Below are 17,245 nucleotides of genomic sequence, written 5' to 3'. Positions count from 1 at the left end.
GTTTTATGGCGGCGCCAGCGATTCTCCTTTATCATACCGTGAACGGACCGTTTTGACAAAAAAATTCGTATTGGCCAGCCAACAGCGCGACGATATGGGAAAACATCGCCGCGCGGTCGATGCGTCCGTTCGTAAATACGCCGACCGCCCCTTCCTTTGTGCGGATATTCCGCCGCCCTGTATACTCCTCCATCAGTTCGCCGAGCTCGCGCCCCGTCTCAAGCCCGGTGCCGATCTCCGGCGGCAAGGCGAGGCGCGCGCCGCCGGCCGCGACCGTCACGCCGTTTCGGTCAACGAGCGCTCCCCAGTTGCAAAGCCACCATTGCCCGTCGATGTTCATCACACCTCCCTCAAGCCCGATGCCGATGTCCGCCTCTGCCGCTTCCAGCGCCCGCTTGGCACGCTCGATCGCGCCACGCCGCGTTTCTTCGTCCGAAAGGGGCTGAGCGGAGACGCCTGAGGGCACCTCAAGCGGAATGATGCGATCGTCCGTCTCCCCGAACACCGCGCGGACGGCGGCGATTTTCGCTTCGTTCTTCGTTCCGACCGCAATTGTCTTCATTGCTCATCCTCCTTGGCATGGAAAAGGAGAAGCCGACGCTTCTCCCCCTTATCTTATTTAGCTTTCCCTATTGCATCTTTGCCGCCATTCGTTTTTGTTTAGCTGTTGGCGCGGATCGCTTCGACCGTCGCCCGGTCGCACCGTTTGACGAGCTCAACGATGAGCGCTTTCGCCGCCGCATAATCATCGACGTGAATGATCGCCGCATGCGTATGAATATAGCGGGCGCAAAGGCCGATGACCGCCGACGGCACGCCGCGGTTCGCGATATGAACCCGCCCGGCGTCCGTTCCTCCACCGGGAGAAATGAAAAATTGATACGGGACATCAAGCGCTTCCGCTGTGTCGAGCACGAACTCGCGCATGCCGCGGTGCGTCACCATCGTCCGGTCGTACAAACGGACGAGCGCTCCTTTGCCGATCTGGCCAAACGCTTGTTTGTCGCCAGACATGTCGTTCGCCGGGCTCGCCTCAAGGGCGAAGAAGATGTCCGGGTTGATCATCGTTGCCGCCGTCTGCGCCCCGCGCAGCCCAACTTCCTCTTGCACCGTGGCGCCGGCATACAACACGTTCGGCACCGTTTCCTCTTTCAGCTCTTTTAACAGCTCGATGGCGAGCCCGCAGCCGAACCGGTTGTCCCACGCTTTCGCCATCACCGTCTTCCCGTTCGCCAGCACCGTGAACGGGCTGACCGGCACGATCGGCTGCCCCGGACGAATGCCGATCCGCTCGGCGTCCTCACGGCTTTCCGCGCCGATGTCGATGAGCATCTGTTTGATTTCCATCGGTTTATTCCGCTGCTCCTCATCGAGCAAGTGCGGCGGAATCGAGCCGATGACACCGACGACCGGCCCGTCGTTCGTGATAATTTGCACGCGCTGGGCGAGCAGCACTTGGTTCCACCAGCCACCGAGCGGTTGAAAGCGGATCATACCGTTGTCGGTAATCGCCGTGACCATAAATCCGACCTCATCCATATGGCCGGCCACCATCACCGTCGGGCCCGTCTCGTCGCCGCGCTTGACGCCGAAAATGCTGCCGAGACGGTCTTGCACGATCTCATCGGCGTATTTGGCGAGCTCTTTGCGCATAAACTGCCGCACCGCGTGTTCATGGCCCGGCGCCCCCGGCAGTTCGGTCAGCGTTTGAAACAGTTGCCGTGTTTCTTCGTTCATCACCGTTCTCCTTTCTTTTTCCCTTCCGTTTTTCCGCTTTGCTTACATCTTTCGCCAAAATCGGCTATACTAAACCGTATCAAGGCAAAAGGAGGAACAAATACATGGCTTGGAAAAAATGGGTTGTTGGCGCCGCCGTCGGTGCCGCCGCCGTCTACGCCATCCGCGCCGCATCGCGGCCCGCGCTTCTTGCGCCGGAAAAAGCGCTGGCCATCGCGAAACAATCGCTCGGCGGGCCGCGCTCAATCCGCGGCTCATGGATTCAGGCCGCTCCGGAACGGTATGAGAAAAACGGGTTGACGTACACCGTCTACCGCGGCGGCATTTGCCGCGATGACGGGGATGACGAGTTTTGGGTGAACGCGTACACCGGCGCCATCGTCGACACGCGGCCGTTATAGCGACGGCCGGTTGCGCTTCACCTGTTCCGCAATCGCACCGTCTTCCCGCCATTTGACCGCGCGGTAATAGGCATCATGGTAAAACGTAAACCACGCGTTCCGCTCGATGCCGTACGAAAGCCACCGCTGTTTGGCAAAAATCGAGTCCATCGGGTAATCGTCATACGCCATCACCCAAAGGACGTTTTGATGGGCATGCGTGCCGAGCAAATCGCCGAGGTGGATCGCCATCTCCCTATCCGATTCAATCAACACGATCGCATGGCCGGCGCTATGACCGCCGGTATGTATGAGACGAATGCCGGAGACGACTTCCGTTTCTTTCGTAAACGGAATGACTTGGTCGGCAATCGGCTCCCAATTTTCTTTCCAATACGTATTGCGCGAGCGGATGTTGGGCGCGCGCATTTCCTCCCATTCAACGTCCGATGTGATGATCGCTGCGCGCGGAAACGCCGGCACAAGCCGCCCGTCTTCCCAAACCGTCAGCCCGCATGCGTGATCAAAATGAAGATGGGTCATGATGACAACATCAATATCGTCGCGCGTTAACCGAAGCGCAGCGAGCGACTCGTCAAGCGACGATTCCTCGGTGACGCCGAAATTGCGCTTTTGCTTGTCAGTCAGCTTGCCGTTGCCGATGCCGGACTCAATGAGCAGCCGTTTGCCGCCCGCTTCGACCAAAATCGGGTCGGTGCGCAGCTCAATTTGATTGTTGTCATTCGGCGGATATTTTTTCGACCAAAGCGGTTTCGGCACGACGCCAAACATCGCCCCGCCGTCAAGATGTGTGACGCCTCCGTTTAACCATGTTAATGTCACTTGTCCGACTTTTAACTGTTCCATGTTCCTCTCCCCCCCTGTTCTTAGTGTACCATTTTCTTCATCAACCGGAAAGAAACTAAAAAACCCGACCAAACAGGCCGGGTCGTTATGGCCGCTTGGGCGGGCGCAGCGCCTCGCAGCGGTAAATGCGGTTTCCTTTCGCAGAAAACTTTTCTTCATACTCGGTCATGACGTTGCCGACGACATCGCTCCGATGCAAATCCAATTGGACCGCCGCGAGCACAAACCCATATTGCGACAAGCTGACAAGCGAATATTCAAAAAACGACTGATTGTCCGTCTTCAAATGAATGTCCCCGTCCGCCGACAAAATGCGGTCATAGAGCGCCAAAAACTCCCGATAAGTGAGCCGCCGTTTCTCGTGCCGCTTTTTCGGCCATGGATCGGAAAAATTCAAGTAAAGGCGCGCGATTTCTCCGTCGGCAAAAAAGGCGGCAAGATCTTTCGCATTGGCATTGAGCAGCCGCACGTTGGGCAGCTCGCCCTCGATCAGCTTATCGAGCGCTGACACGAGCACGCTCGGGTACAGCTCAATGCCGATAAAATTGACGTCAGGATGCAGCCTCGCCATTTCGGTAATAAATTTGCCTTTTCCGGTGCCGATTTCAATATGGATCGGCCGGTCGTTGCCAAACAGCTCATGCCACCGCCCGCGCTTCGTTTCCGGGTCAGGGATGACATACTGAGGGTAAGCGGCGATCTTTTCTTTCGCCCACGGTTTGTTGCGCAAACGCATATCGACACCTCTGTCTCGTTTCCGTTTGTTGTTTTGACGCTACGCTGTTAGTATAACCACGCTTGAAGAAGCAAACGCCTAGGCATAAACGCCGCCAGGTCCGGGCATATTAAAACCGTACAGCTTTGCTAAAGGATGGTGATCGGCATGCCGCTCGACCATAGCCACCAATTGACCGTGCTCCGCGATATTTTATCTGAACACCAACTGGATTGCTGCGGAACGGTTTCCGAATGTGAACAAATCGAACGGCTCGTCAAGTCGCTGCTCGCCAACGACGAGGTGAGCACGAATGTCAAGCAAATTCTTCCGAACATTTACGCCTACGGCCAAGGCGGAAAATACAGCCCCGATGTAAACGCCCATATTTCCGCTCATCAAGCCCAACTCGCCGATTGGGTGAACGAGCTGTCATAACCCACGCGGCCGCGCGCCGGGTAAACACCGACGCCGCGAAGCGCCGCCGGCGTTCCGCTTCCTTTTTCGCGGACCGTCCGCAGCCTTTGCCCCCTATTGTTCCGCGATAATGTACTGCAATAACTGCAATGACTGTTCCCTTTCCTTTTCGCTGTCCTTCCCTTTCGGCCAAAACAAGGAATGCAGCGTATGGGCGATCGCATACCATTTCAGGCGGAGGGCAAGCCCCTCCGTCCATGAGGCCCCGTACTGATGAAGCCACGCTTCCCACTCGGCCCGCGGAATGTATAAATGAAGCAGCATGCCGATGTCAATGGCCGGATCCGCAATGACGGCTCCGTCCCAATCGATTAAGTACAACGTTCCGTCATCGGCAAGCAGCCAATTGTTATGGTTAATGTCACAGTGGCAAACGACATATTGATCATCAGGCAATAACGACACGCGCTCTCCCAGCCAGCCGAGCGCTTCACGAACGGCCGCAGCGCCGATCGGGTGGCATCGCTGCCGCTCGGCGAGCGCAGCGAACATCTTTCCGGGGTGGAGCGGCGTTTTACCGAGCCGCTTAAGCATCGTCACCAGCTCTTTGGAGCCATGAATTTTCCGCAACAACGCCGCCACCTGTTCGCTTCCCATTTCATGCGGCTTCAGCTCCCGGCCGTTCAGCCATTGCTGGGCCGTAAACACATCGCCGTTTTCGAGCCGTTTCGTCCAGACGAGCTTCGGGACGATCCCCTCGGCCGACAATACGGCGAGAAACGGGGAAGAGTTCCGTTTCAAAAACAGCTTCTTCCCTTCATATTCGGCAAAATACGCATCCCCTGTTGCACCGCCAGCCGGAGTGATCTCCCACTCCTTACCTAGTAACTGTTCCAAAGCATGTTCACCTGCGACTTAAAAAATAGAAAACGTGTCCGTTTGCTTCTTCATGTGCACAAATAAAAAGGACGGCCGTGCCGCGTCCTTCTTCCGTCCATTTTACTTGTATTATACTGAAATACCGCCCCGGCATGCAAACATTTTTCTTGCCAGGCCACCTGCTTAAAACTGCCCAAAGTCTGCGCGTCAACGCAAAAAGGGAAGAAGCTTTACCGTTGTGGTTCCGCCCATCCCCCATGTTCAGCGGGCATTGATCGCTTCTGCTCTGACAAGCACCCATGTGCCGATGCCGTCAAGGTCAAGAGCACGGCGCACCCGCCAGAGCGGAGTCGTCCCGCTTCGTTCCCCGTCGCAAACGACGTCCCACTCTCCTTCATCCGGAAGAAGAATCGTCTCTCGCTTTTCTTCGTGATGGTGAATGACGATGATTTCCGCCCACGGCCCATAGACGGCGACATCGCGCAGCCGATAGGCGATCACAGACGGCGGGGTCGGTTCCAAAAACACGAAATGGCGCAACACCTCCGCTTCTGTCGCGAGGCGAAACGCGCCGTGCGCCCGGCGAAGAGCGATCAGTCCTTGAACATAGCGAACGTCATGTTCATAGCGGCTTTTCCGCTCCCAATCGATCCGGTTGACCTCATCAGGCGCCTGATAGCTGTTGCCGTCTCCGCCTTTTGTCCGGTAAAACTCTTGGCCGCTATGCAAAAACGGAATGCCTTGCGCCAACAGAACGATCGCCGTGGCAAGCTTTTGCCGTTTGCGCCTTACCGTTTCCGATTCATGGCCATTCGCGACCGCCATTTTATCCCAGAACGTATGATTGTCATGACATTCGACGTAGTTCACCGATTGAAGCGGATGACAAAACAGCCCGCCTAGCGCCCGCAAACTGCCGGCGATGGCCGTTTTCGCCTGCTCGCGTCCGCCTCGTTCGCCAAGGGCAAAACCGCGTTCAGGCAAGTGGAACGTGCTTCCTTTCACCGTATCGCGAAACCGGTCATTGAAATAGGCAAGGCGCGGCAGCTGCCCGGCGTTGGCCATCGTCGCTTTTTGCTCCGGCGCAAGCGGTGTCGGCAAGTCCCACCCTTCCCCATACACGAGGATCGATGGATCGACCGCATCGAGGGCGTCACGCACCGCCTTCATCGTCTCCATATCATGCACGCCCATCAAATCGAAGCGAAATCCATCAATGCCGTACTCTTTCGCCCAAAACGTGACCGAATCGACGATCCAGCGGCGCACCATCCGCCGCTCCGAGGCGATGTCGTTGCCGACGCCGGTGCCGTTGGCCGGCTGGCCGTACACATCGTAGCGGAAGTAATACCCGGGAACGAGCTTCTCAAGCGATGACTGCTCCCGGTCGTAGACGTGGTTGTACACCGCATCCATCACAACGCGCAAGCCGTTTTCGTGCAACGTGCGGATCATTTGTTTTAGTTCAACAATGCGCGCGTACGGATCGGTCGGATCGGTTGCATAACTCCCTTCCGGTGCATATAGATGAAGTGGATTGTATCCCCAGTTATACGCCGCTTGCGGATCGCGTTCATCGACCCCGGCAAAATCGGTAAACGGCATCAGCTGCACATGGGTGACACCTAGCTCTTTTAAATAGGAAAGCCCGGTCGACGTCCCGTTCGGCCCGCTTGTGTCCGCTTCAGCCAATCCGAGATACTTCCCTTTATGGACGGCACCGCTGTCCGGGTGGCTCGTAAAATCACGGATGCTCACCTCGTAAATAACGGCGTCAGTCGGCGATGCGAGCGGCGGCAGCGGATGAGCGGACGGAGCGAGCCGCGTCTTTTCCCAGTCGATGACAACGCCATACTCACCGTTGATGGAAACAGCCGTCGCATACGGATCGACCGCCTCGCGCCAGACACGGTTAATGCAGGCCACATACGTGTAATACGTTCGTTCCCAATCGCCGGGGACGGCGGCTGACCATACGCCGCGCTCTCCGCGCTCAAGCGGCACATAACGGACATCGTTGCGATCCGGGGCGATCAACTTGACGTTGACCGCGGTAGCCGTCGGAGCCCAGACGCGGAACACCGTTTGTTCCTTCGTATAGTCCACTCCCAGCTTCCCTTCGTAAAAAAACTGATCATCAAACGCCCGCGTCCGCACGACAGCACCGATTTGCACATCGGTCATCTCCCCTGAACGAGTGCGAACCCAGTACGTCGACCCAAACGTGAAGGCAGACGAAAAGCGACAGACATATTTTACCGCATCCCCTAACTCCTCGGTCTGCTGCACAGCAAGCGGAATTTCCTCCCCGCCTGGCGCCACCATCGCAAACGGCGTCATCCCGTCCGGGCGACACGACTTCGGCACAAGCACGGTGAGTTGATCCATCCCGTCCAAATAGGCGACAAACGTTCGGTGAATGTGAAGCATAGTGGCTCACCCCCTTTTTTGGCCTCCCGTTATTACTATCATACGCAAAAGAAAAAGGGCGGTGCCAAAAAATCGGCCGATTCGCCCTATCGATGTACAGATGCTTTTATTGTTGCCGTTCTTCGCTGCAAATATTCCCGTCCAAACGTCGGCTGTAAAAGCTGGCGCATTGGCCAAGCAGCGCCGCAGCCGCCTTCAGCTGCTGATGGCGAAGCGGGAGGGCCGAGCGGCGCAAGCGGGAAAACCATTGTTCATAATTTCGTTTATCGATATAGTGAAGAAACGGAAAAAGATGGCCGTGGTCAATATAGCCATAGCGGTTTAACAGCACGAGATGGATCGGCCAATCGATTCGATGTTTTTGAAAAACATCGGAAACGACCTGTTCTGTCCGCCGCAGTGACACGACCGGGTTCACCCGCTTGGTTTCTTCGGTTCCGGCCCGCTCCGTCCAAAACCGGCCTGTGGAGGCGATCACCACATTGTCCGTCTTTCCCTCGACAAAGGCAATGCACCAAGCCGCCGCCGGCGTAAGGATGATCGTCTCGAGCTCGACGAGCGCCTTGCCGGCCATAGCAACCGGGCGGTAAAAACATAAATAGGTATCCGGAAACCGCTGCAAAAAATATTTCAACGTTTCATCGCCATACAGCGCGTCGTCAAACGGAGAAGCGTGCGTCATCGTCGAACTCGCCCATTTCAGCTGGAGCTGAAACAATTCATCAAGAAATTGCCGCTTCAGCTCCTCAACGGTGGCCGCCCGGCTGGCCCTCGCCTCAGCTGGCGGCTCTTCCTCCTCCGCCGGGACGCGGCGCCACCTCTTTGCAAGCCGTTCCCACCACGACGGCTTGTCAAGCAAAAAATCCCACGTTTCTTCCGCTCCCGTTTGGAGGGGTATGCCGGCGTTACGCTCCGCTTCCCACCGGGATTTCGCCTGTTCCCACTGCCATTGTTTCAGCCGGATAAATTCCGGTACATAATAATACACATCCGTTTCATAGCGGGAGATGTAATCCCGCAGCTTTACGAGCTGTCCCATACCCTCACCCGCTATCGGTTGCCCTCTGCCGGTGCACCAAGCAGCGGGAACGAGGCGATCGCTTCGTATTTCGGCGTCTGATCCATATTCGTCCGGTACAACACAATTTCCGGCACTGAAAACACCGCCGCAGCCGCCGGAAGCGAGGTGAGCGTTTCCGGACCAAACGGCTTTGCTCCTTGCCATTTGCGGGCGATCGTAATATGCGGAGCAAACGGCCGCCGGTCGAGGGAAAAACCGAGCGTCCGGCACGCCTCATACACATCGCGCCGCAACGCGTCGAGCGTTTTCTCCGCTTCGACCCCTTGCCAAAAAACGCGCGGCGCCGTGCGTTCCCCGAACGTCCCGAGCCCGGCAAGCCGAAGGGAAAACGGGGCGTAGCGGGCGGCAGCCGCCGCCACCGCTTCGCATAGCGGGTTCATTTTCTCCGGCGGCACATCGCCTAAAAACGCGAGCGTAATATGGTAGTCTTGCTCATGCACCCACGTACGGAACGGGAGCGATGATGCCGTATCGCCCGCAAAGCGGCGAATGGCTTGTTTGGCCTCCGCTGTCAGCGGGACGGCAATAAAATAATGGCTTCGTTTCATTCTTTCTCACCTGCCGATTGATCGTCTCGTTCTAGTTTGGCAAGCCAAAGCAGCACGAATACGCTGGCGAGCGTGCACGCGCCAAAAAACCAATACACCGCGCCAATCTGCCACCGCTCAAGCAAATATCCGCCCAACAGCGTGCAAAACCAGGCGCCAAGGCCGTTGCCGACCGCCGAGTAGAGGGACACCGCCGTCACCTGCACCCGCTCCGGCGCCAGGCGGCGCGCATAATGGAGCGCGGTCGGAATCGACAATCCGACGGAACAGCCTTGCACAACCGTTGTCATATAGACAAACCAAAGCGGTGGATCGGCAGCGTATGACAGCCAGCGGGCCGCCGACAGCAGCGCCGCCAAAATGAGCAGGCGCACCATGCCGAAGCGGCGGATGAGCCGGTCCGCCGCTTTCATAAACGGCGCCTCGCTTCCGGCCGCAAGCAAAAACGCGAAGCCGATGCCGGTCAGCGTGCCGCCGAGTTCATGAATCAACAGCCCGAAATACGAGTTGTTGGCCAAAATCGGGCCGAACAATAAAAACGTCGCCGTCAACAACAGCCGAAACGGGCCAATCGAAAGCAGCCCGCCGATGTCGCGCCGCGTCAACCGCCCCGCCGGCACCGCCGCCCGGCAGCGCGGCAGGCGGGCGGTCAGCGCTGCCGCAACTAGCAACGCAACTGAAAACGTATAAAAAATGGCCGCAAACGCGGTATGTTCGGACAGCCAACCGACGACCAACACCGCCACAGCAAAGCCGAGCGACCCCCACAGCCGGATCGCCCCGTAGTTTCCGCCTTGTTCGTGCACATGGCGAAGGGCGAGGCTGTCCGAAAGCGGAACGATGGCGCTCTGTACGGCCGAAAGGAGCACCGTCAACGCCACAAACGCTTCATAGCTGCCGGCAAATGAATACATAAGCCCGAACAACGACGCCAAAACAAGCGTTATTAGTAACATCCCGACCGGTTTGCGCGTATAGTCGGTCGCCATGCCCCAAAGCGGCTGAGCGGCCATCGTCACGATCGGGGTGAGCGACATAATCCAGCCGATGGCCGTCCCCGGCAGGCGCGCCTCTTCCTGCAAATAGACCGACAAAAGCGGAAACAAGGCGCCAAAGGCAAAAAAGATCAGAAAATAAAAGAGCGGAAACACCGTTTTTCGCGCCGCTGCCTCCCGTTTTAAAGCCGCTTCCATCCCGTTCTCCCCTTTCCTCGTCAAAGCACTGCTGTCCCGCGGGGCAGCCTTGTTCATTCTTCAGCCGTTCCGAAAAGCCAAGTGATTAAAGGCGCAGGTTGCTTCACCGCCTTGTTTCTCAAATTGAGAAACCTTGTGGTATCAACTTCTCGTTTCACGTCATCGGACGTCAGCTAGGGACAACCGCTGTTTTTCACCAGCCTTCTTAAGCAGCGGTTTATTTGGCCAGCTCGTAGATCGCCTGAGCGTAAATGGCGACCGCCTTCACTAAATCGTCGATCTCGGCATATTCATCTTTCTGATGGGCGACATCAGGACGGCCCGGAAACAACGCGCCGAACGCCACCCCGGCTTTGAGCGCGCGGGCATACGTACCGCCGCCGATGGCCAACAGCCGGCCCGGCTCGCCGGTTTGTTCTTCATAGACGCGTTGAAGCGTGCGAATCCATTCATGATTTGGATCGACGTAATGCGGTTTCGTATCATGGAAGCGTCCGAGCGTGAGGCCGCGCCGGGCAGCAACGCCGGCTAACGTTTGGCGGATCGTTTCGCCGTCAGCCGTCACCGGATAGCGGATGTTGAGCCCGATGGTTCCGCCTTGCTCACGATCGTATGACAGCACGCCGACATTCACCGTCAGCTCGCCGCTCGGCTCATCCCGATACGCAAGGTGGAGTTTTTGGCCGCGCGTGTCGCCAAAAAACGCGGATGCCACAAACCGGACAAACGGCTGGCTGCGTCCATCCAGCGGAAGGCCCGCTAAAAATTGCGCCAAGTAGACGCCGGCATTTTCGCCGCGCTCCGGCTCGGCGCCATGGGCGGACACCCCTTCTAGCGTCAGCGTCACCGCTTCACCGCTATGGCGAATGTTTCCGTTTAATCCGCATTCCCGGCAAAACTGCTCATAACGGCTAAACCATCCCTCGAGCCCGGCTCCTTCGACGACGGCTTCGGCCGCATCGGGCACCATATTGTAGCGGCGGCCGGCTTGAAATGAACGGAGCGTCATTTCCCCCGTTTCTTCGCTTCCCGCGGGGCGATAGCGCAAATCGGCATCAATGATCCCTTTTTCTGCGTAAATAATCGGAAAATCGGCATCGGGAACAAACCCGACATCCGGCATCTCTTCATGCTTGAAATAATGGCCGACACAGCGCCAATCGCTTTCCTCATCACCTCCGATGATGAGCCGCACCCGTTTGCCAAGCGGCAGCCCGAGTTCTTTTACGATTTTCATCGCGTAAAACGCGGCGACAGTCGGCCCTTTATCATCGATCGCTCCGCGCCCGTAAAGGCGGCCGTCCTTGACTTCGGCCGCAAACGGATCAACGGACCACCCGTCCCCGGCCGGCACGACGTCAATATGACCGAGCACGCCGACCAGCTGCTCTCCTTCTCCCATTTCGATATGCCCGGCATAGCCGTCGACGTTTTTAATGCGAAATCCTTCTTCTTGACCGCGAGTTAACATGTAATCGAGCGCTTCCGCCACCTTCGGCCCAAACGGCGCCCCCGGCCGCGCCCCGCCATCATCGCGGACGCTCGGAATGCGGACAAGCGCTTGCACCTCGCGGACGAACTCGTCTTTCCGCTTCCGCGCCTCCTCGATCCAGTTGATGTTCAACGTTATTCTTCCTTTCTTTTTGCTCTTTGTTGCCAACGTATCACATTGAAAAAGGGAAGTCAAAATTTTTCGTCTGTCACAACTTCGTTTCATTTTCGCTACAAAAAGTTTAAATTTTTCGTGAATAAGGGCAAACGGGTAGCATTTTCCCGGCCATTTCGTGTACAATGGTAGTAAACAGATAAAGACATCTCTCATCTGCAAGCTGTCGGTTGTGCCATGCGAATGATGCTAAGATAGGGAGTGGTCTTTTGAAACCTTCAACACACCGGATGCTTACTCGCATCAAATCCGTGTATATGTATATTAGCGAAAAAGGAACGGTTACGACCCAAGAACTTGTTGATGAGTTCGGCACCACCCCACGAACGATCCAGCGTGACTTAAACGTGCTTATGTACAACGATCTCGTTCGCAGCCCGAGCAAGGGCAAATGGACGACCACGAACAAAAAAGTGCGTATCTCTTCTTAAAAACCGGTGCCAACAAGGCAAAACGGGATGAGAGATGGATGCGGAACGTCTTTTCCTAACGAACGAACATTCCTTACTTTTCTATAAAAAAGGAACCTCCTCAGGTTCCTTTTTTTTCGTCCGCCCGATATTGCTTCAGCCTCTCAATCTCTTCATCGGTCAATTCCCGATATTCGCCGGCCGCCAAATTCGGATCGAGGGAAAGCGGCCCCATTTGCACCCGCTTCAAATAAACGACCCGCTTGCCGACCGCTTGAAACATCCGTTTCACCTGATGAAATTTCCCTTCCGTAATCGTCACTTCGACATCGGAACGCCGGCCGGATTTCAGCACAACGAGCTCGGCCGGCTTCGTTTCATAACCGTCATCGAGCACAACGCCGCGCCGGAACGCCGCCACATCGTCACCCGTCACCTCGCCGTCAATGACGGCAAAGTACGTTTTTGGCACATGTTTTTTCGGCGCCAGCAGCTGATGGGCGAGCTGTCCGTCGTTCGTCAGCAGCAGAAGCCCTTCCGTGTCTTTGTCGAGCCGCCCGACCGGAAACGGGGCAAACAGCCGGTCTTCCTCTTCAAGCAAATCGACGACCGTCTCTTCCACGGCGTCTTCCGTCGCCGAGATGACGCCCGGCGGCTTGTTCATCATCAAATAAATGAACGGTTTGTACTCGACCGTTTCTCCCCAGACGGTCACCGTCTGTTCGTCCGGCCGCACTTTCGTTTTCGCATCATGGACAGCAGCGCCATCCACTTTCACCGCGCCGGACTTCAGCAGCTTTTTCACTTCCTTCCTCGTCCCGTACCCCATATGGGCGAGGAGCTTGTCAATGCGCAGTTCCACGAAAAATCCCTCCTAAAATCTTCCCCATACTTGGGCGTTTATCTAGTCCGCTTTTGCCTCCTCACCATACACTATGAGGGAATCATGCAGAAAGGAGATATGCCGATGAACGAGTATTACTATTATGTCCCGACGTTTGACGATTACCGTCAACAGCCGCCAGCCGGCCAATTCTGGCCTGGGTATCCCGGCGGGCAGTTTGCCAACTGGGCGCGCCGCATCGAACGGCTCGAGCGGGCTGTCGAACGGCTCGACCGGCGGCTCGACCGGGTGGACAGCCGCCTCGACCGCATCGAGCGCCGGCTTGGCCTCTCGTAAACGGATCAGTAAAGAAAGAAGGCGGGTGGCAAGACCGCCTTCTTCTCTTTTCGGCAACCAATCCGCAGCTGCCAAAGAGGCGGCGGCAAAACCAAAAAACCGACCAACAAGGTTTATGACACGGCCTTTTTCTCTTTCTTGCGCCGCCAAAAAGCAAACCGGTCGCCAAATAGCGCGGAAAACAGCCCGGAGCGAATGCTGAGAAACAAGTACACCGCCGCGCCAGCCGCTGCGCCAATCGCGGCAACCAACACCGACTCCACCGTGCCATCGCGATAGTCGATCCACCGCCCGACCAACGCCGAAACCGCCATCACCGCCAATGACATCAACGCCGTCAAAATGGCCATAAACACCGTCCGGCGAAGGACAAAGCGGTAGCGGTAACGGGTGTACCGTTGAATCACCCATAAGTTGAACGCCACTGAAACGAAATACCCGGCCATCGTCGCGACGATGGCGCCAACCGTCTCCCATTCCATAATGAGCCGCGTGTTCAGCGACAGTTTCACCAGCAAGCCGGCAGCTAAACTGATCACTGTAAACCGCTGCTGGTTAATGCCTTGCATGATCGCGGCCGTCACGGAAAATAATGCGTACAAAATCGCTGCCGGAGCGTACCAGCGCAGCACTTGTTCACCGAGCGGGTCATAGCTGTAAAACGAGCTGTACATCGGGCCGGCGAGCACCGCCATGCCGATCACCGCCGGCATCGTTAAAAACATGAGCACTTGGAACGTCTGGTTCAAATATTGCCGCAGCGCCTTCCGGTTTTGTTCGACATGCGCTTTCGTGATCGTCGGAATGAGCGCCAAGCTGAACGAGGTTGCCAGCGTCACCGGGATGATGACGAGCTTTTGCGCCCACATATTGAACACCGAATACGCGTGTTCCGATATGTTTCCCAACCCGGCGGCGGCCATCGCATGGTTGAACGTAAACTGGTCGATGAGCTGATAAAGCGACATCGACAAACCGACAAAGACGAACGGAATCGAAGAAAGGAGCAGCTCCTTATACATCGCCGGGAGCGACACGCTCACTTCGCCGCGGTCGCGCTCGAGCAAAGAACGCAAATACGGACGCCGCTTCCACCAATACACAACAAGCACCAACAGCCCGCCGACGGCGCCGACAAACGCGGCAAACGTCGCTGCGCTCACCGCGGTGACGATCGAGCCGTCCCAAATGCGCAAAATGACATAACAAGCCCCAAGCAAAAAGACAATGCGCACGATTTGCTCGACGACTTGCGACAGCGCTGTCGGCCCCATCGACTCATGCCCCTGGAAAAAGCCGCGGATCAAGCTCATCATCGGCACGATGATGAGCGCAAAACTGACGGCGCGAATGACGGCAACGACGTCATCCACCGAGTTGACGTTTGTTTCCGCATCGATGACATGCGGGGCCAAAACAGGCGCCAGCCCGTACAAAATGAGCCATGAAGCGACGCCGCTCGCCAACATGAGCACGAGGCCGGAGCGAAAGAGCGTATAGCCGACGCGGTATTCCTCAAGGGCATTGTATTTTGACACAAATTTCGATACAGCGACCGGCAGCCCAGCCGTTGCTAAACTTAAAAAAATTTGGTACGGCACATAGCCGTATCCGTACAGCGCCCCGCCGCGCTCGCCGACAAGATGGTAAAACGGAATGACGTAAAATAAGCCGAGAAGACGGGAAATCATCACGCCAGCGGTTAAAATAAATGTGCCGCGCAGCAGTTTCGATGTTGACATACGATCCCTTCCCTAACCGTGGACGTTGAAAATGGCAACATTCCTATTTTATCATAGTTGGCAACGGAACGAAAAACATTGTCTGGTTGCGGACAACGAAAGGGTGGAATGCATATGGGATATGACGTCATCGTCATCGGCGGCGGCCCGTCTGGACTCATGGCGGCGATCGCTGCTGGGGAACAAGGAGCAAGCGTGCTGCTGTTGGAAAAAGGGACAAAGCTCGGGCGCAAGCTCGCCATCTCCGGCGGCGGGCGCTGCAATGTCACAAACCGGCTGCCGATCGATGAAATCGTCCGCCACATTCCCGGCAACGGCCGCTTTTTATACAGCGCCTTTTCCGTATTTAACAACGAAGACATCATTCGCTTTTTTGAACGGCTTGGCGTGCCGCTGAAGGAAGAAGACCACGGCCGCATGTTTCCAAAAAGCGACAGCGCTCAATCCGTCGTCGAGGCGCTCGTGAACGAACTCGGCCGGCTTAAGGTCGATATCCGGCTTGAAACGCCGGTTGAGGATGTTTGGTATGAGCGCGGAAAAACGGTCGGCGTCAAGCTAAAAAGCGGGGAGACGATCGCCGCCAACGCTGTCGTCGTCGCGGTCGGCGGCAAATCGGTGCCGCAAACCGGCTCGACGGGCGACGGCTATCCTTGGGCAAAAAAAGCCGGCCATACGGTGACCGAGCTGTTTCCGACCGAAGTGCCGATCGTATCGAACGAGCCGTTCATCCAAAACCGGACGCTGCAAGGGCTGTCGCTGCGCGATGTGGCGCTTGGCGTCTTAAAGCCGAACGGCAAACCGATCATCACCCACCGGATGGACATGCTGTTTACCCATTTCGGCATCTCCGGCCCGGCTGCTCTCCGCTGCAGCCAGTTTGTTGTGAAAGCGCTGAAAAACGCCGCCGACGGCGCCGTCGCCATGAGCATCGATGCGCTGCCGGACGTCACGCAAGAAGAACTGTTTCAACGCCTGGCCAAATTATGCAAAGAAGAGCCGAAAAAAGCGGTGAAAACCATCGCCAAAACGGTGCTGCCGGAGCGGTACGCCGCCTTTTTGCTCGAGCGAAGCGGCATCGACCCGCAAGCGGCCGCCGGCACGGTAAGCCATGAGGCATTGCGGGCGTTTGTCCGCTGCTGCAAACAGTTTACGTTTCGCGTCCACGGCACGCTGCCCATCGAAAAAGCGTTCGTGACCGGGGGCGGGGTGTCTGTGAAAGAAATTGAACCGAAAACGATGGCGTCCAAATGCATGGCTGGGCTCTATTTTTGCGGCGAAATTTTGGACATCCACGGCTATACGGGCGGCTACAACATCACCGCCGCCTTGGTGACCGGGCGGCTCGCCGGCATGAATGCCGCCCGCTATGCGTTAGAGGCGAAAAGCAGCCGAAGCGAATCATCGGCGCAGACAGCCGATTGACAGTGTCGAGATAGACGGGTTTTCGACGAATGACGGGAATCATCGGCGCAGACAGCTGATTGACAGCATGCCAAACGAGGCGCAGCCGCTTTCCCGCCGATGAAGCGGACAACGGCCGGCAAAAAGCGGACCGCCAAGCCTCTTACAAACAACTCGGCGTTCCGGCTCCACACCTGCAACCGGGGCGGCCCGGCCCATTACGTCCGGTAAATGACCATGGCGGAAAAGCAATAAATTTGCTCGCCTTCTGACTCCATCGCCGCCACGCTGTATTTGACATCAATCAGCTGCCCGTCTTTCAGGCGGGCTAGAAAATCGTTGACGGCCGCTTCTAAATCTTTCTCATGTTCTTTGTCAAACACTTTCACTTTATACATGCCGCTCCTCCTGTTTTCTTTTCTGTTTTCCACATGGGGAGGGAAAGTCCTGCCTGAAAAAACAAAAAACGAGGGTGTCCCATATGAAGCGGGACCCCCTTGTTCTCACGATGACACGCGCGCCGAACCCTTCCTTGAGGCCGTGTCTCTCACGATGGAATGAACGCGTCGCTAATTGAGGGGGCCAAAAAGGATTAGGCC

The 17,245-nt window shown here is 56.8% G+C and carries 18 protein-coding genes; 5 read left to right on the top strand and 13 right to left on the bottom strand.

Annotated features, from left to right (window positions below; all coding sequences use genetic code 11):
- Nucleotides 1-31 precede the first annotated feature (31 nt).
- Both GS3922_RS02150 and GS3922_RS02145 read right to left on the bottom strand, forming a co-directional pair.
- Complete coding sequence (locus tag GS3922_RS02150) at nucleotides 32-562, bottom strand: DUF84 family protein (RefSeq protein ID WP_063164973.1); 531 nt, start codon at nucleotides 560-562, stop codon at nucleotides 32-34.
- Between the two features lie 98 nt (nucleotides 563-660).
- The gene (locus tag GS3922_RS02145; protein WP_063164972.1) at nucleotides 661-1,737 is read right to left on the bottom strand and encodes a M42 family metallopeptidase; all 1,077 of its coding nucleotides are present in this window, start codon (nucleotides 1,735-1,737) and stop codon (nucleotides 661-663) included.
- Between the two features lie 104 nt (nucleotides 1,738-1,841).
- On the opposite strand from GS3922_RS02145, the gene GS3922_RS02140 reads away from it, so the two are divergent.
- Nucleotides 1,842-2,138 carry a PepSY domain-containing protein gene (locus GS3922_RS02140; protein ID WP_063164971.1) on the top strand — a complete coding sequence of 99 codons (297 nt, stop codon included), beginning with the start codon at nucleotides 1,842-1,844 and terminating at the stop codon, nucleotides 2,136-2,138.
- Here the strand turns inward: GS3922_RS02140 and GS3922_RS02135 are convergent.
- The gene (locus GS3922_RS02135) at nucleotides 2,133-2,984 is read right to left on the bottom strand and encodes a YtnP family quorum-quenching lactonase (RefSeq protein WP_063164970.1); all 852 of its coding nucleotides are present in this window, start codon (nucleotides 2,982-2,984) and stop codon (nucleotides 2,133-2,135) included. The genes GS3922_RS02140 and GS3922_RS02135 overlap by 6 nt on opposite strands.
- An 85-nt stretch (nucleotides 2,985-3,069) precedes the next feature.
- Nucleotides 3,070-3,720, bottom strand: a complete 651-nt coding sequence (gene trmB / locus GS3922_RS02130; protein ID WP_063164969.1) for a tRNA (guanosine(46)-N7)-methyltransferase TrmB — start codon at nucleotides 3,718-3,720, stop codon at nucleotides 3,070-3,072.
- 147 nt (nucleotides 3,721-3,867) lie between these two features.
- Between trmB and GS3922_RS02125 the strand changes: the two genes are divergently transcribed.
- Nucleotides 3,868-4,137, top strand: a complete 270-nt coding sequence (locus GS3922_RS02125; RefSeq protein ID WP_063164968.1) for a YtzH-like family protein — start codon at nucleotides 3,868-3,870, stop codon at nucleotides 4,135-4,137.
- A gap of 93 nt (nucleotides 4,138-4,230) precedes the next feature.
- Here the strand turns inward: GS3922_RS02125 and GS3922_RS02120 are convergent, their stop codons facing one another.
- From GS3922_RS02120 to pepV, 6 genes are all read right to left on the bottom strand, one after another.
- The gene (locus tag GS3922_RS02120) at nucleotides 4,231-5,013 is read right to left on the bottom strand and encodes a phosphotransferase family protein (protein WP_063164967.1); all 783 of its coding nucleotides are present in this window, start codon (nucleotides 5,011-5,013) and stop codon (nucleotides 4,231-4,233) included.
- Between the two features lie 243 nt (nucleotides 5,014-5,256).
- A complete protein-coding gene (pulA, locus tag GS3922_RS02115; RefSeq protein WP_063164966.1) occupies nucleotides 5,257-7,425 on the bottom strand; it encodes a type I pullulanase in 2,169 nt (722 codons plus the stop codon).
- A gap of 106 nt (nucleotides 7,426-7,531) precedes the next feature.
- A complete protein-coding gene (locus GS3922_RS02110; protein ID WP_063164965.1) occupies nucleotides 7,532-8,464 on the bottom strand; it encodes an NERD domain-containing protein in 933 nt (310 codons plus the stop codon).
- A gap of 11 nt (nucleotides 8,465-8,475) precedes the next feature.
- On the bottom strand, nucleotides 8,476-9,054 hold the full coding sequence (gene thpR, locus GS3922_RS02105) for an RNA 2',3'-cyclic phosphodiesterase (RefSeq protein WP_063164964.1): 579 nt from the start codon (nucleotides 9,052-9,054) through the stop codon (nucleotides 8,476-8,478).
- Complete coding sequence (gene malA / locus GS3922_RS02100; RefSeq protein ID WP_063164963.1) at nucleotides 9,051-10,247, bottom strand: maltose permease; 1,197 nt, start codon at nucleotides 10,245-10,247, stop codon at nucleotides 9,051-9,053. Before malA ends, thpR begins: the two co-directional genes overlap by 4 nt.
- A 217-nt stretch (nucleotides 10,248-10,464) precedes the next feature.
- On the bottom strand, nucleotides 10,465-11,877 hold the full coding sequence (gene pepV / locus GS3922_RS02095) for a dipeptidase PepV (RefSeq protein ID WP_172796404.1): 1,413 nt from the start codon (nucleotides 11,875-11,877) through the stop codon (nucleotides 10,465-10,467).
- A 245-nt stretch (nucleotides 11,878-12,122) separates the two neighbouring features.
- On the opposite strand from pepV, the gene GS3922_RS02090 reads away from it, so the two are divergent.
- Nucleotides 12,123-12,344, top strand: a complete 222-nt coding sequence (locus GS3922_RS02090) for a DeoR family transcriptional regulator (RefSeq protein WP_008880936.1) — start codon at nucleotides 12,123-12,125, stop codon at nucleotides 12,342-12,344.
- 100 nt (nucleotides 12,345-12,444) lie between these two features.
- Here GS3922_RS02090 and GS3922_RS02085 read toward each other — a convergent pair whose 3' ends face one another.
- Entirely contained in the window at nucleotides 12,445-13,185 is a 741-nt protein-coding gene (locus GS3922_RS02085) for a pseudouridine synthase (RefSeq protein ID WP_063164961.1), read from the bottom strand.
- 105 nt (nucleotides 13,186-13,290) lie between these two features.
- Here GS3922_RS02085 and GS3922_RS02080 point away from each other — a divergent pair, with 105 nt between their 5' ends.
- Nucleotides 13,291-13,503, top strand: a complete 213-nt coding sequence (locus GS3922_RS02080; RefSeq protein WP_063164960.1) for a hypothetical protein — start codon at nucleotides 13,291-13,293, stop codon at nucleotides 13,501-13,503.
- Nucleotides 13,504-13,616: 113 nt separating this feature from the next.
- Here the strand turns inward: GS3922_RS02080 and GS3922_RS02075 are convergent, their stop codons facing one another.
- Nucleotides 13,617-15,245, bottom strand: a complete 1,629-nt coding sequence (locus tag GS3922_RS02075; protein WP_063164959.1) for a putative polysaccharide biosynthesis protein — start codon at nucleotides 15,243-15,245, stop codon at nucleotides 13,617-13,619.
- A 114-nt stretch (nucleotides 15,246-15,359) separates the two neighbouring features.
- Between GS3922_RS02075 and GS3922_RS02070 the strand changes: the two genes are divergently transcribed.
- On the top strand, nucleotides 15,360-16,667 hold the full coding sequence (locus tag GS3922_RS02070; protein WP_063164958.1) for a BaiN/RdsA family NAD(P)/FAD-dependent oxidoreductase: 1,308 nt from the start codon (nucleotides 15,360-15,362) through the stop codon (nucleotides 16,665-16,667).
- A gap of 197 nt (nucleotides 16,668-16,864) precedes the next feature.
- On the opposite strand, the gene GS3922_RS02065 is transcribed toward GS3922_RS02070, so the two are convergent.
- Nucleotides 16,865-17,044 (bottom strand): sporulation protein Cse60, encoded by a 180-nt coding sequence (locus GS3922_RS02065; protein ID WP_008880941.1) that lies wholly within the window; start codon nucleotides 17,042-17,044, stop codon nucleotides 16,865-16,867.
- Between the last annotated feature and the right edge of the window lie 201 nt (nucleotides 17,045-17,245).

The organism is Geobacillus subterraneus, assembly GCF_001618685.1.
GTDB lineage: Bacteria > Bacillota > Bacilli > Bacillales > Anoxybacillaceae > Geobacillus > Geobacillus subterraneus.
Note: the sequence above shows the minus strand (reverse complement) of the source record. Positions and strands in the feature narration are given on the sequence as shown.